This window comes from Pseudomonas mosselii, assembly GCF_019823065.1.
Taxonomy (GTDB): Bacteria; Pseudomonadota; Gammaproteobacteria; order Pseudomonadales; family Pseudomonadaceae; genus Aquipseudomonas; species Aquipseudomonas mosselii.
In genome coordinates, this window is sequence record NZ_CP081966.1 from 5,729,658 (window position 1) to 5,742,534 (window position 12,877).

At 57.7% G+C, this 12,877-nt stretch carries 24 protein-coding genes; all 24 read right to left on the bottom strand.

Annotation, left to right across the window (positions count from 1 at the left end; all coding sequences use genetic code 11):
* Positions 1-24 precede the first annotated feature (24 nt).
* Entirely contained in the window at positions 25-489 is a 465-nt protein-coding gene (gene bfr, locus K5H97_RS26655) for a bacterioferritin (protein WP_028690240.1), read from the bottom strand.
* 163 nt (positions 490-652) lie between these two features.
* Entirely contained in the window at positions 653-2,092 is a 1,440-nt protein-coding gene (locus K5H97_RS26660; RefSeq protein WP_028690239.1) for a catalase, read from the bottom strand.
* A 170-nt stretch (positions 2,093-2,262) separates the two neighbouring features.
* A complete protein-coding gene (gene rplQ, locus K5H97_RS26665; RefSeq protein ID WP_003255451.1) occupies positions 2,263-2,649 on the bottom strand; it encodes a 50S ribosomal protein L17 in 387 nt (128 codons plus the stop codon).
* Positions 2,650-2,691: 42 nt separating this feature from the next.
* Positions 2,692-3,693, bottom strand: a complete 1,002-nt coding sequence (locus K5H97_RS26670) for a DNA-directed RNA polymerase subunit alpha (protein WP_003255452.1) — start codon at positions 3,691-3,693, stop codon at positions 2,692-2,694.
* A 22-nt stretch (positions 3,694-3,715) separates the two neighbouring features.
* On the bottom strand, positions 3,716-4,336 hold the full coding sequence (gene rpsD, locus K5H97_RS26675) for a 30S ribosomal protein S4 (RefSeq protein ID WP_023629185.1): 621 nt from the start codon (positions 4,334-4,336) through the stop codon (positions 3,716-3,718).
* A gap of 15 nt (positions 4,337-4,351) precedes the next feature.
* Positions 4,352-4,741: a 30S ribosomal protein S11 gene (rpsK, locus tag K5H97_RS26680; RefSeq protein ID WP_003255454.1), complete on the bottom strand. Its 390-nt coding sequence runs from the start codon at positions 4,739-4,741 to the stop codon at positions 4,352-4,354.
* An 18-nt stretch (positions 4,742-4,759) separates the two neighbouring features.
* Positions 4,760-5,116: a 30S ribosomal protein S13 gene (rpsM, locus tag K5H97_RS26685; RefSeq protein WP_003255457.1), complete on the bottom strand. Its 357-nt coding sequence runs from the start codon at positions 5,114-5,116 to the stop codon at positions 4,760-4,762.
* A gap of 131 nt (positions 5,117-5,247) precedes the next feature.
* Entirely contained in the window at positions 5,248-5,364 is a 117-nt protein-coding gene (gene rpmJ / locus K5H97_RS26690) for a 50S ribosomal protein L36 (RefSeq protein WP_011531897.1), read from the bottom strand.
* 30 nt (positions 5,365-5,394) lie between these two features.
* Positions 5,395-6,726 (bottom strand): preprotein translocase subunit SecY, encoded by a 1,332-nt coding sequence (gene secY, locus K5H97_RS26695; protein WP_003257108.1) that lies wholly within the window; start codon positions 6,724-6,726, stop codon positions 5,395-5,397.
* Entirely contained in the window at positions 6,727-7,161 is a 435-nt protein-coding gene (gene rplO / locus K5H97_RS26700) for a 50S ribosomal protein L15 (protein ID WP_011531896.1), read from the bottom strand.
* A 3-nt stretch (positions 7,162-7,164) separates the two neighbouring features.
* On the bottom strand, positions 7,165-7,341 hold the full coding sequence (gene rpmD / locus K5H97_RS26705; protein WP_028690238.1) for a 50S ribosomal protein L30: 177 nt from the start codon (positions 7,339-7,341) through the stop codon (positions 7,165-7,167).
* Between the two features lie 2 nt (positions 7,342-7,343).
* Positions 7,344-7,844: a 30S ribosomal protein S5 gene (gene rpsE / locus K5H97_RS26710; RefSeq protein ID WP_023629184.1), complete on the bottom strand. Its 501-nt coding sequence runs from the start codon at positions 7,842-7,844 to the stop codon at positions 7,344-7,346.
* A 3-nt stretch (positions 7,845-7,847) separates the two neighbouring features.
* Complete coding sequence (rplR, locus tag K5H97_RS26715) at positions 7,848-8,198, bottom strand: 50S ribosomal protein L18 (RefSeq protein WP_011531893.1); 351 nt, start codon at positions 8,196-8,198, stop codon at positions 7,848-7,850.
* Positions 8,199-8,208: 10 nt separating this feature from the next.
* Positions 8,209-8,742, bottom strand: coding sequence for a 50S ribosomal protein L6 (rplF, locus tag K5H97_RS26720; RefSeq protein WP_028690237.1), 534 nt, complete (start codon positions 8,740-8,742; stop codon positions 8,209-8,211).
* Positions 8,743-8,754: 12 nt separating this feature from the next.
* The gene (gene rpsH / locus K5H97_RS26725; RefSeq protein WP_028690236.1) at positions 8,755-9,147 is read right to left on the bottom strand and encodes a 30S ribosomal protein S8; all 393 of its coding nucleotides are present in this window, start codon (positions 9,145-9,147) and stop codon (positions 8,755-8,757) included.
* 209 nt (positions 9,148-9,356) lie between these two features.
* A complete protein-coding gene (gene rpsN, locus K5H97_RS26730; protein ID WP_011531890.1) occupies positions 9,357-9,662 on the bottom strand; it encodes a 30S ribosomal protein S14 in 306 nt (101 codons plus the stop codon).
* Between the two features lie 13 nt (positions 9,663-9,675).
* On the bottom strand, positions 9,676-10,215 hold the full coding sequence (rplE, locus tag K5H97_RS26735) for a 50S ribosomal protein L5 (RefSeq protein WP_012316517.1): 540 nt from the start codon (positions 10,213-10,215) through the stop codon (positions 9,676-9,678).
* Positions 10,216-10,235: 20 nt separating this feature from the next.
* A complete protein-coding gene (gene rplX, locus K5H97_RS26740) occupies positions 10,236-10,550 on the bottom strand; it encodes a 50S ribosomal protein L24 (RefSeq protein ID WP_003255476.1) in 315 nt (104 codons plus the stop codon).
* 11 nt (positions 10,551-10,561) lie between these two features.
* Entirely contained in the window at positions 10,562-10,930 is a 369-nt protein-coding gene (gene rplN, locus K5H97_RS26745) for a 50S ribosomal protein L14 (RefSeq protein WP_008089810.1), read from the bottom strand.
* A gap of 23 nt (positions 10,931-10,953) precedes the next feature.
* Entirely contained in the window at positions 10,954-11,220 is a 267-nt protein-coding gene (rpsQ, locus tag K5H97_RS26750; protein WP_003255478.1) for a 30S ribosomal protein S17, read from the bottom strand.
* A 2-nt stretch (positions 11,221-11,222) separates the two neighbouring features.
* A complete protein-coding gene (rpmC, locus tag K5H97_RS26755; RefSeq protein WP_002555481.1) occupies positions 11,223-11,414 on the bottom strand; it encodes a 50S ribosomal protein L29 in 192 nt (63 codons plus the stop codon).
* Complete coding sequence (gene rplP / locus K5H97_RS26760) at positions 11,414-11,827, bottom strand: 50S ribosomal protein L16 (RefSeq protein WP_009397508.1); 414 nt, start codon at positions 11,825-11,827, stop codon at positions 11,414-11,416. Before rplP ends, rpmC begins: the two co-directional genes overlap by 1 nt.
* 12 nt (positions 11,828-11,839) lie before the next feature.
* The gene (gene rpsC, locus K5H97_RS26765) at positions 11,840-12,526 is read right to left on the bottom strand and encodes a 30S ribosomal protein S3 (RefSeq protein ID WP_011531889.1); all 687 of its coding nucleotides are present in this window, start codon (positions 12,524-12,526) and stop codon (positions 11,840-11,842) included.
* 13 nt (positions 12,527-12,539) lie between these two features.
* The gene (gene rplV, locus K5H97_RS26770; protein WP_003103908.1) at positions 12,540-12,872 is read right to left on the bottom strand and encodes a 50S ribosomal protein L22; all 333 of its coding nucleotides are present in this window, start codon (positions 12,870-12,872) and stop codon (positions 12,540-12,542) included.
* Positions 12,873-12,877: the final 5 nt, after the last annotated feature.

Genomic DNA, 12,877 nt, shown 5'->3' on the forward strand with positions numbered 1-12,877 from the left:
ACAGGGGCATCTGCAATACAGAAATTACATCTGCGACTGCAGGTAGTTCTCCAGGCCAATGGCCTTGATCAGCCCCTGCTGCTTCTCCAGCCAGTAGGTGTGATCTTCTTCGGTATCGGCCAACTGCGCGCGCAGGATGTCGCGGCTGATGTAGTCCTTGTGCAGCTCGCACAGCTCGATACCCTTGCACAGCGCGGCGCGGACCTTGTACTCGAGCTTGAGATCAGCCTCGATCATTTCCGGCACGGTGCTGCCCACTTCCAGGTCATCGGCGCGCATGTCTGGGGTGCCTTCGAGCATGAGGATACGGCGCATCAGGGCGTCGGCGTGCTGCGTCTCTTCTTCCATCTCGTGGTTGATACGTTCGTAGAGCTTGGTCAGGCCCCAGTCTTCGTACATCCGCGAGTGAATGAAGTACTGATCGCGTGCTGCCAGTTCGCCCTTCAGCAACGTGACGAGGTAGTTGATTACGTCCGGGTGACCTTGCATCGCCCTGCTTCTCCCTGTGAATACGGCTATGGGACATAGTGTGAACCAGGTTTTGCTCGCGGTCACTGAAAAATGCGCAATTAGAAGCAAATAATCGGCTAAACAGTAGTGATATTCATTGAAAAACCGCCCTAATGAGGGCGGTTCTCCTTATCACTTCCACTTAGCCAAGATTCATCCCCAGGGCCTTAGCAATCCCTTCTCCATAAGCCGGGTCGGCCTTGAAGAAGTACTGCAACTGACGCTGGATAACGTCCTCGCTGACCCCCGCCATGGCGCCGGCGATGTTGCCGATCAACAGCGCCTTCTGTTCATCATTCATCAGGCGGAACAGCGCGCCGGCGTGGCTGTAGTAGTCGTTGTCTTCGCGGTGGTCGTAGCGGTGCGCCGAACCGTTCAGGGCCAATGCCGGCTCTGCATGGCGCGGCGACTGTTTCGGTGCATCCGTGTAGCTGTTGGGCTCGTAGTTCGGAGCACTGCCGTAGGCGCCGGTGGCCATGGAACCATCGCGCTGGTAGCTGTGCACCGGGCAACGTGGCGCATTGACCGGCAAGTGCTGGTGGTTGGTGCCTACGCGGTAGCGGTGAGCATCGGCATAGGCGAACACCCGGCCCTGCAGCATGCGGTCCGGCGACAGGCCGACCCCGGGCACCATGTTGCTGGGACCGAACGCCGCCTGCTCGACTTCGGCGAAGTAGTTGAGCGGGTTGCGGTTGAGTTCCAGCACGCCGACCTCGATCAACGGGTAGTCCTTCTGCGACCAGGTCTTGGTCACGTCGAAGGGGTTCTCGTCACGGCTGGCGGCCTCGGCTTCGCTCATCACCTGGATGCACACGGTCCAACGCGGGAAGTCACCGCGCTCGATGGCCTGGAACAGGTCGCGCTGGGCGTAGTCCGGGTCGCTGCCCGCCAGTCGGGCGGCCTCGGCCGGCGCCAGGTTCTTGATCCCCTGCTGGGTCTTGAAGTGCCACTTGACCCAAGTGCACTCACCCTTGGCGTTGATCAGGCTGTAGGTGTGGCTGCCGAAACCGTGCATATGGCGGTAGCCGTCCGGGATGCCGCGGTCGGAGAACAGGATGGTGACCTGATGCAACGCCTCGGGCGAGTGCGACCAGAAGTCCCACATCATCTGCGCGTTCTTCAGGTTGGTCTGCGGGTGGCGCTTCTGGGTGTGGATGAAGTCGGGGAACTTCAGCGGATCACGAATGAAGAACACCGGCGTGTTGTTGCCGACGATGTCCCAGTTGCCTTCCTCGGTGTAGAACTTCACCGCGAAACCACGCGGGTCGCGCTCGGTGTCCGCCGAGCCGCGTTCGCCACCCACGGTGGAGAAGCGCAAGAACGTTTCGGTCTGCTTGCCGATGCTGTCGAACAGTTTGGCACTGGTGAGTTCGGTAATATCGCGGGTGACGGTGAAGGTGCCGTAGGCGCCGGAGCCCTTGGCGTGCACGCGACGCTCGGGGATATTCTCGCGGTTGAAGTGGGCGAGCTTCTCGATCAGGTGGAAATCGTCGAGCAGCAGCGGGCCGCGAGGGCCTGCGGAACGGGAATTCTGGTTGTCGGCTACGGGCGCGCCGCTTGCGGTGGTGAGAATCTTGCTCATGGGCTCTCCTGATCGGTCTTGAACGGCCGGCTAATCGGCTTGGAGAGAGTATTGTCGACCCATGTTACAAGAACAAATTCATTACCTGACTTACATCAATAGAAAATAACAATTCATGAGGCAACAAAAAACCGGGCCTAGGCCCGGTTCTTTGCAGCAGACAGAACGTCTTACTCGGCAGCTTCTACAGCACCACCGACCGGACGATCAACCAGCTCGACGTACGCCATAGGCGCGTTGTCGCCAGCGCGGAAACCGCACTTCAGGATGCGCAGGTAGCCGCCCTGACGGGTGGCGTAACGCTTGCCCAGATCGTTGAACAGTTTGCCAACGGCGGACTTCGAACGGGTACGGTCGAAGGCCAGACGACGGTTGGCGACGCTGTCTTCCTTGGCCAGGGTGATCAGCGGCTCGGCAACGCGGCGCAGTTCCTTGGCTTTCGGCAGGGTGGTTTTGATCAGCTCGTGCTCGATCAGCGACACTGCCATGTTCTGGAACATAGCCTTGCGGTGAGAGCTGGTACGGCTCAGGTGACGTCCACTTTTACGATGACGCATGATTCATTCCTTACCAAACACTACGTTCGGTGATTACGACGATCAGGCAGTCGCCTTGTCGTCTTTCTTAAGACTTGCAGGCGGCCAGTTGTCGAGGCGCATGCCGAGGGAAAGACCACGGGAGGCCAGGACGTCCTTGATTTCAGTCAGGGACTTCTTGCCCAGGTTAGGAGTCTTCAACAGCTCTACTTCGGTACGCTGAATCAGGTCGCCGATGTAGTAGATGTTCTCCGCCTTGAGGCAGTTGGCCGAACGTACGGTCAGTTCCAGGTCGTCAACCGGGCGCAGCAGGATCGGATCGATCTCGTCTTCCTGCTCGACCACAACCGGCTCGCTGTCACCTTTGAGGTCGACGAACGCGGCCAGCTGCTGTTGCAGGATGGTCGCGGCACGACGGATAGCCTCTTCAGGATCCAGAGTACCGTTGGTTTCCAGATCGATGACCAGCTTGTCCAGGTTGGTACGCTGTTCAACACGGGCGTTCTCGACCACGTAGGCGATACGACGCACCGGGCTGAACGAAGCGTCCAGCTGGAGACGGCCAATGCTGCGGCTTTCGTCTTCGTCGGTCTGACGGGAGTCGGCCGGCTCGTAACCGCGACCACGAGCTACGGTGAGCTTCATGTTCAGGGCGCCGTTGGACGCCAGGTTCGCGATTACGTGATCGGGGTTGACGATCTCGACATCGTGATCCAGCTGAATATCGGCAGCGGTAACCACCCCCGAACCCTTTTTCGACAAGGTCAGCGTAACTTCGTCACGACCGTGCAGTTTGATAGCCAGGCCTTTCAGGTTCAACAGGATTTCAATGACGTCTTCCTGAACACCTTCGATCGCGGAGTACTCATGGAGTACGCCGTCGATCTCGGCCTCGACTACTGCACAGCCAGGCATGGAGGACAACAGGATGCGGCGCAGCGCGTTGCCCAGGGTATGGCCGAAGCCACGCTCGAGAGGCTCGAGCGTGATCTTGGCGCGGGTTGGACTGACAACCTGCACGTCGATGTGACGGGGTGTCAGAAACTCATTTACCGAAATCTGCATGGATGCACCTATTTTCTAGCCCTTACTTGGAGTAGAGCTCGACAATCAGGTTTTCGTTGATGTCGGCGGACAGGTCGCTGCGAGCAGGAACGTTCTTGAAAACGCCCGACTTTTTAGCAGCATCCACATCAACCCACTCAACGCGGCCACGCTGGGCGCACAGTTCAAGGGCTTGAACAATGCGCAGCTGGTTCAGCGACTTCTCGCGAACCGAGACCACGTCACCCGGACGAACTTGGTAGGATGGAATGTTCACAGTCTTACCGTTGACGCTGATCGCTTTGTGCGAAACCAGCTGGCGGGACTCGGAACGAGTCGAGCCGAAGCCCATACGGTAGACGACGTTATCCAGACGGCACTCGAGCAGTTGCAGCAGGTTCTCACCGGTTGCGCCTTTTTTCGAGGCAGCAGCTTGGTAGTAACCGCGGAACTGACGCTCCAGAACACCGTAGATACGACGGACTTTTTGTTTCTCGCGCAGCTGGGTACCGTAGTCGGACTGACGGCCACGGCGCTGGCCGTGGATACCTGGGGCTGCTTCGATGTTGCACTTCGATTCCAGAGCGCGAACGCCGCTCTTCAGGAACAGGTCAGTGCCTTCACGGCGAGACAGTTTGCATTTTGGACCAATGTAACGTGCCATTTATCTGTCTCCTGATTACACGCGACGCTTCTTCGGCGGACGGCACCCGTTGTGCGGGATTGGCGTCACGTCGGTGATGCTGGCGATCTTGTAGCCGCAGCTGTTCAGTGCACGAACGGCGGATTCACGACCTGGACCTGGACCCTTGACGTTGACGTCGAGGTTCTTCAGACCATATTCCAGCGCAGCTTGACCAGCACGCTCAGCAGCGATCTGGGCTGCGAACGGGGTGGATTTGCGCGAACCACGGAAACCCGAACCACCGGAAGTAGCCCAGGACAGTGCGTTGCCCTGACGGTCGGTGATGGTCACGATGGTGTTGTTGAAAGACGCATGGATGTGGGCGATGCCATCAACCACTGTCTTTTTGACTTTTTTACGAGGACGAGCAGCAGGTTTTGCCATGTCTATATTCCTGGGCGATTACTTGCGGATCGGCTTACGCGGGCCCTTACGGGTGCGTGCGTTGGTCTTGGTGCGCTGACCGCGAACCGGCAGACCTTTACGATGACGCAGGCCGCGGTAGCAACCCAGGTCCATCAAGCGCTTGATCTTCATGTTGATGTCACGGCGCAGGTCACCTTCGGTGGTGAACTTCGCGACTTCGCCACGCAGGGTTTCGATTTGCTCGTCGCTCAGATCCTTGATCTTAGCGGCTGGGTTTACACCAGCGTCCGCACAGATTTTCTGCGCGGTAGTGCGACCGACACCATAGATGTAGGTCAGCGAGATAACAGTATGCTTGTTATCTGGAATGTTGACGCCTGCAATACGGGCCATTCAGTGGGACTCCAATTGACAGCTACCTACGCCCCGGAAGCCAAGAAATAGGGCGCGAGATAATATCGCTGTAGAAACGAATAATCAACCCAGCAGCACACTAGCTGCTGGGTTTGAAGCGCGGATCACACTCAGCCTTGGCGCTGCTTGTGACGCGGTTCCGCGCTGCAGATCACGCGCACGATACCTTCGCGACGAATGATCTTGCAGTTGCGGCACAGCTTTTTCACCGATGCACGAACTTTCATTACCGACTCCTCGAACCTTAAGGGGCTAAATCAGCGCAGCAGACCGCTGCCGCCGTAGCCTTTCAGGTTGGCTTTCTTCATCAGGGATTCGTACTGGTGCGAAACGAGGTGCGATTGTACTTGGGACATGAAGTCCATCACAACCACTACCACAATCAGCAACGAGGTCCCGCCAAGGTAGAACGGCACGTTTGCTGCCACCACCAGGAACTGGGGCAGAAGGCACACGGCCATCATGTAAAGAGCACCGAACATGGTCAGACGGGTCAGGACGCCATCAATGTAGCGCGCCGACTGCTCACCAGGACGGATACCCGGAATAAAGGCACCGGACTTCTTCAGGTTTTCCGCTACGTCTTTCGGGTTGAACATCAACGCTGTGTAGAAGAAGCAGAAGAAGATGATCCCTGCACTAAACAGCAGAATGTTCAACGGCTGACCAGGAGCGATCGACTGCGAGATGTCCTGCAGCCAGCCCATACCTTCGGACTGACCGAACCAGGCACCCAGCGAAGCCGGGAACAGCAAGATGCTGCTCGCGAAAATGGCCGGGATTACGCCCGCCATGTTCACCTTCAGCGGCAGGTGGCTGGTCTGCGCAGCGAAGACCTTGCGGCCCTGCTGACGCTTGGCGTAGTGAACGGCGATACGACGCTGACCACGCTCAATGAACACCACGAAGCCGATAATCGCTACTGCCAGCAAACCGATAGCGACCAGGGCGAAAATGTTGATATCGCCTGTACGCGCAGACTCGAAAGACTGCCCGATTGCTCTCGGAAGACCGGCAACGATACCCGCGAAGATCAACATCGAGATACCGTTGCCCACACCGCGCTCGGTAATCTGCTCGCCGAGCCACATCATGAACATCGCGCCCGCCACGAAGGTGGAGACGGCGACGACATGGAAGCCCAGGCCCACAGAAAACGCCACGCCCTGGTTGGCCAGGCCAATGGACATGCCAATGGCTTGGACCAGCGCCAGGATAACGGTGCCGTAGCGGGTGTACTGGCTGATCTTGCGACGGCCAGCTTCACCTTCCTTCTTCAACTGCTCCAGTTGCGGGCTGACAGCGGTCATGAGCTGCATGATGATCGATGCCGAGATGTACGGCATGATCCCCAGTGCAAAGATGCTCATGCGCTCCAGCGCGCCACCGGAAAACATGTTGAACAAGCTAAGAATGGTCCCCTCATTCTGCCGGAACAGATCCGCGAGACGGTCCGGGTTAATGCCTGGCACTGGGATGTGCGCGCCAATCCGATAGACGATGATCGCCATGAACAGAAAGCGCAGACGAGCCCAGAGTTCCGACATCCCGCCCTTACCGAGCGAAGAGAGAGCACCTTGCTTAGCCATTTATTCCTCGAACTTGCCGCCAGCTGCTTCGATAGCCGCACGTGCACCTTTGGTGACGGCGATACCCTTGAGGGTGACTGCGCGAGTGACTTCGCCCGACAGCATGATTTTCACGCGCTGTACGTGCTGGCCGATCACGTTGGCGTCCTTGAGGGACTGAACGGTGATCAGATCGCCTTCCACCTTGGCCAGCTCGGACAGACGCACTTCTGCGCGGTCCATGGCTTTCAGGGAAACGAAGCCGAACTTCGGCAGGCGACGGTGCAGCGGCTGTTGACCGCCTTCGAAGCCTGGAGCGATGGAACCACCGGAACGGGAGGTCTGACCTTTGTGACCACGGCCACCGGTCTTGCCCAGACCGCTACCGATACCACGGCCCGGACGGTGCTTCTCGCGACGGGAACCCGGCGCTGGACTCAGATCATTGAGTTTCATCGATTAACCCTCGACCTTCAGCATGTAGTAAGCCTTGTTGATCATCCCGCGATTCTCGGGAGTATCCTGGACTTCTACAGTGTGACCGATGCGACGCAGACCCAGACCTTTAACGCACAGTTTGTGGTTAGGCAGGCGGCCGGCGGTGCTCTTGATCAGCGTTACTTTTACGGTTGCCATGATCAGATGATCTCCTCAACAGTCTTGCCGCGCTTGGCAGCAATGGACTCAGGGGATTGCATGGCTTTCAGACCCTTGAAGGTGGCGTGAACCACGTTCACCGGGTTGGTCGAGCCGTAGCACTTGGCCAGGACGTTCTGAACACCAGCAACTTCCAGGACGGCACGCATTGCGCCACCGGCGATGATACCGGTACCTTCCGAGGCAGGCTGCATGTAGACCTTCGAGGCGCCGTGGGCGGCCTTGGTGGCGTACTGCAGGGTGGTGCCCTTCAGGTCAACCTGAATCATGTTGCGACGAGCAGCTTCCATGGCTTTCTGGATCGCGGCAGGTACTTCGCGCGATTTGCCACGGCCAAAGCCAACACGACCCTTGCCATCACCCACCACGGTCAGCGCGGTGAAGGTGAAGATACGGCCGCCTTTTACGGTTTTGGCTACGCGGTTAACTTGAACCAGCTTCTCGATGTAGCCTTCGTCGCGCTTTTGATCGTTATTTGCCATAACTTAGAACTCCAGCCCGCCTTCACGAGCAGCATCAGCCAGCGCCTTGACGCGGCCGTGGTACTTGAAGCCGGAACGGTCAAAGGCAACTTGAGATACACCGGCGGCTTTCGCACGCTCAGCTACCAGCTTGCCAACCTTAGTGGCCGCGTCGATGTTGCCGGTGGCGCCATCACGCAGTTCTTTGTCCAAGGTCGAGGCGCTTGCCAGAACCTTGCTGCCGTCGGCCGAGATGACCTGGGCGTAGATGTGCTGCGAGGAGCGGAACACGCACAGACGCACGGCTTCGAGCTCGTGCATTTTCAGGCGTGCTTTGCGAGCGCGACGCAGTCGAGTAACTTTTTTGTCGGTCATTTGCTAGGCCCTACTTCTTCTTGGCTTCTTTACGACGGACTACTTCGTCCGCGTAACGCACACCCTTGCCCTTGTAAGGCTCTGGCGGACGGAAACCGCGGACTTCAGCGGCCACCTGACCCACCAGCTGCTTGTCGATACCCTTGATCAGGATGTCGGTCTGGCTTGGGGTTTCAGCGGTGATACCGGCTGGCAGTTCGTAATCCACTGGGTGCGAGAAGCCCAGGGCCAGGTTCAGGACGGTGCCCTTGGCCTGTGCCTTGTAACCAACACCGACCAGCTGGAGCTTGCGCTCGAAGCCTTGGCTTACGCCTTGGACCATGTTGTTGACCAGGGCGCGGGTGGTACCGGCCATGGCGCGAGCTTGCTGATCACCGTTGCGAGGTGCGAAACGCAGCTCACCAGCTTCTTCGGTAACTTCAACAGACGAGTGAACGTTCAGTTCGAGAGTGCCCTTGGCACCCTTCACCGAAAGCTGCTGGCCGGCGAATTTGACTTCGACGCCTGCTGGCAGCTTAACGGGGTTCTTAGCGACGCGAGACATGCCTATCTCCCCTTAGAACACTGTGCACAGAACTTCGCCGCCGACACCGGCAGCGCGCGCAGCGCGGTCAGTCATCACACCTTTGTTGGTGGAGACGATAGACACGCCCAGGCCGCCACGTACTTTCGGCAGCTCGGTAACGGCCTTGTACTGGCGCAGACCAGGACGGCTGGTACGCTTCAGCTCTTCGATGACCGGACGGCCTTCGAAGTACTTCAGCTCGATCGACAGGGAAGGCTTGGCTTCGCCGGTCACTTCGTAGCTGGCGATGTAGCCTTCGTCTTTCAGTACTTTGGCAACCGCGACCTTCAGGGTGGAAGAAGGCATGCTTACGACAGACTTTTCAGCCATCTGGGCATTACGGATGCGAGTTAGCATGTCCGCTAACGGGTCCTGCATACTCATGGGCTAGATGCTCCTGATACAAGAATTATTAGCCTTGCGGCTATCACAACCACCCGAGCAGGCAGGGCAAAAAACCCAGGCTCAGGTGAGCCGGTCATTCTAGACACAAGGCAGAAACGAAACAAGCCCCATATAGGGGCTTGTTTCGTTGCGAGGTCACCGGCGGTCGGAAGATTGCTCCCCTCACGCCGGCGTCACGCCAACCGGGATTACCAGCTGGCCTTGACCAGACCTGGCACGTCACCGCGCATGGCGGCTTCGCGCAGCTTGTTACGGCCCAGGCCGAACTTACGGTATACACCGTGCGGACGACCGGTCAGGCGGCAACGGTTACGCAGGCGCGAGGCGCTGGCGTCACGTGGTTGCTTCTGCAGGGCGACAACGGCAGCGAAACGCTCTTCAGGAGAGGCGTTCAGGTTGACGATGGTCGCTTTCAGCTCAGCACGCTTCTTAGCGAACTTGGCTACCGTGAGCTGACGCTTCAGCTCGCGGTTCTTCATGCTCTTCTTGGCCATTTTCCTACTCCAATCAGTTGCGGAACGGGAACTTGAAAGCACGCAGCAGAGCGCGGCCTTCGTCGTCCGAACGAGCAGTGGTGGTCAGGGTGATGTCCAAACCGCGCAGAGCATCGATCTTGTCGTAATCGATTTCCGGGAAGATGATCTGCTCTTTCACGCCCATGCTGTAGTTGCCACGACCGTCGAAGGACTTGGCATTCAGGCCGCGGAAGTCGCGAACCCGTGGCAGGGAGATCGCCAGCAGGCGGTCCAGGAACTCGTACATCTTTTCGCGACGCAGGGTCACCTTGACACCGATCGGCCAGCCTTCACGGACTTTGAAGCCCGCGATGGATTTACGAGCGAAAGTCACGACCGGCTTTTGACCGGTGATCTTTTCCAGGTCGGCAACAGCGTGCTCGATGACTTTCTTGTCGCCGATCGCTTCGCCCAGACCCATGTTCAGGGTGATTTTGGTAACGCGCGGAACTTCCATCACGTTCGACAGCTTAAGTTCTTCCTTAAGCTTAGGAGCGATTTCGTTCCGGTAAATCTCTTTCAGTCGTGCCATGGTCTTCTACCTAGCAGTGTTCAAGCATCAACCGCTTTTTGGGTCGACTTGAAGACACGAATTTTTTTACCGTCTTCTACTTTGAAACCAACGCGGTCAGCCTTGTTGGTTTCGCCGTTGAAGATGGCAACGTTGGAAGCGTGCAGAGGCGCTTCTTTCTCGACGATACCGCCCTGGACGCCCGCCATCGGGTTAGGCTTGGTGTGGCGCTTGACCAGGTTGACACCACCGATGACCAGACGGTCGTCAGCGAGAACCTTCAGCACCTTACCGCGCTTACCTTTGTCTTTGCCGGCGATCACGATGATCTCGTCGTCACGACGAATCTTTTGCATGTCGGATCTCCTTAGAGCACTTCAGGGGCGAGCGAGACGATCTTCATGAACTTCTCGGTACGAAGTTCACGGGTCACTGGCCCGAAGATGCGAGTACCGATCGGCTCTTGCTTGGTGTTCAGCAGAACAGCAGCGTTGCCGTCGAAACGAATGATGGAACCGTCAGCGCGACGTACACCGTGACGGGTACGGACGACAACAGCGGTCATCACCTGGCCTTTCTTGACCTTACCGCGAGGAATTGCTTCCTTGACGGTAACTTTGATGATGTCACCGATACCGGCGTAACGACGGTGGGAACCGCCGAGCACCTTGATGCACATGACGCGACGAGCGCCGCTGTTATCGGCCACATCGAGCATGGATTGAGTCTGAATCATAAAATTTCTCCGACCCTTAGCCCTTAGACTTCAACAGCGCGTTCGAGGACTTCAACCAGTGCCCAGGACTTGGTCTTGGCCAGCGGACGGGTTTCACGGATGGAAACCTTGTCGCCGATCTTGCACTGGTTGGCTTCGTCGTGCGCGTGCAGCTTAGTCGAACGCTTAACGTATTTACCGTAGATCGGGTGCTTTACGCGACGCTCGATCAGAACGGTGATGGTCTTGTCCATTTTGTCGCTGACGACACGGCCAGTCAGCGTACGGACGGTTTTTTCAGCTTCAGCCATGATCACTTACCTGCCTGCTGGTTGAGCACAGTTTTCACGCGAGCGATGTCACGCTTAACTTGCGAGAGCAGGTGCGACTGCCCCAACTGGCCAGTTGCTTTCTGCATGCGCAGATTGAACTGGTCGCGCAGCAAGCCGAGCAGTTGCTCATTCAGTTGCTGTGCGGATTTTTCACGAAGTTCATTCGCTTTCATCACATCACCGTCCGCTTAACAAAGGAGGTGGCGAGAGGCAGCTTTGCAGCGGCCAGAGCGAAAGCTTCGCGCGCCAGCTCTTCAGAAACACCCTCGATCTCATACAGGACTTTGCCTGGCTGAATCTGGGCAACCCAGTATTCCACGGAACCTTTACCTTTACCCATACGAACCTCGAGAGGCTTCTTGGTAACCGGCTTGTCCGGGAAGACACGGATCCAGATCTTACCGCCACGTTTTACGTGACGGGTCAGGGCACGACGTGCCGACTCGATCTGGCGAGCGGTGAGACGACCGCGGGCGACAGCTTTCAGAGCGAACTCGCCGAAGCTGACCTTGCTACCGCGCAGTGCCAGACCACGGTTGTGGCCGGTCATCTGCTTGCGGAATTTTGTACGCTTTGGTTGCAACATTTGGCGTACCCCTTACTTAGCAGCTTTTTTACGAGGCGCTGGTGCTTGAGGCTTCAGCTCTTCCTGGCGACCACCAATTACTTCGCCTTTGAAGATCCAAACCTTCACACCGATCACACCGTAGGTGGTGTGAGCTTCGTAGGTGTTGTAGTCGATATCGGCACGCAGGGTGTGCAGAGGCACACGACCTTCGCGATACCACTCGGTACGTGCGATCTCGGCACCGCCGAGACGACCGCTCACCTGGATCTTGATGCCCTTGGCACCAATACGCATGGCGTTCTGTACGGCGCGCTTCATGGCGCGACGGAACATAACGCGGCGCTCCAGCTGCTGGGCAACGCTCTGAGCAACCAGCATAGCGTCGAGTTCCGGCTTGCGGATCTCTTCGATGTTGATGTGCACAGGCACACCCATCTGCTTGGTCAGGTCCTGACGCAGCTTCTCAACATCTTCACCTTTCTTGCCGATAACGATACCGGGACGAGCGGTGTGGATGGTGATGCGTGCAGTTTGAGCCGGACGATGAATATCGATACGGCTTACGGACGCGCTTTTTAGTTTGTCCTGGAGGTACTCGCGAGTTTGCAGATCCTTCAGCAGGTAATCTGCGTAAGTCGCGCCGTCTGCGTACCAGACGGAGGTGTGCTCCTTGACGATTCCCAGGCGAATGCCAGTGGGATGTACTTTCTGACCCATCTGATCGACTCCGTTACTTGTCCGCAACCTTGACAGTGATATGGCAAGACCGCTTGACGATGCGATCAGCACGGCCTTTGGCACGTGGCATGATGCGCTTCAGCGAACGCCCTTCGTTGACGAAGACGGTGGAGACCTTCAGGTCATCAACGTCTGCGCCTTCGTTGTGTTCGGCGTTGGCAACGGCCGACTCGAGGACTTTCTTCATGATTTCAGCGGCTTTTTTGCTGCTGAAGGCCAACAGGTTGAGCGCTTCGCCCACCTTCTTCCCGCGGATCTGGTCGGCGACCAAGCGGGCTTTCTGGGCGGAGATGCGAGCGCCCGACAACTTAGCGGCTACTTCCATTTCCT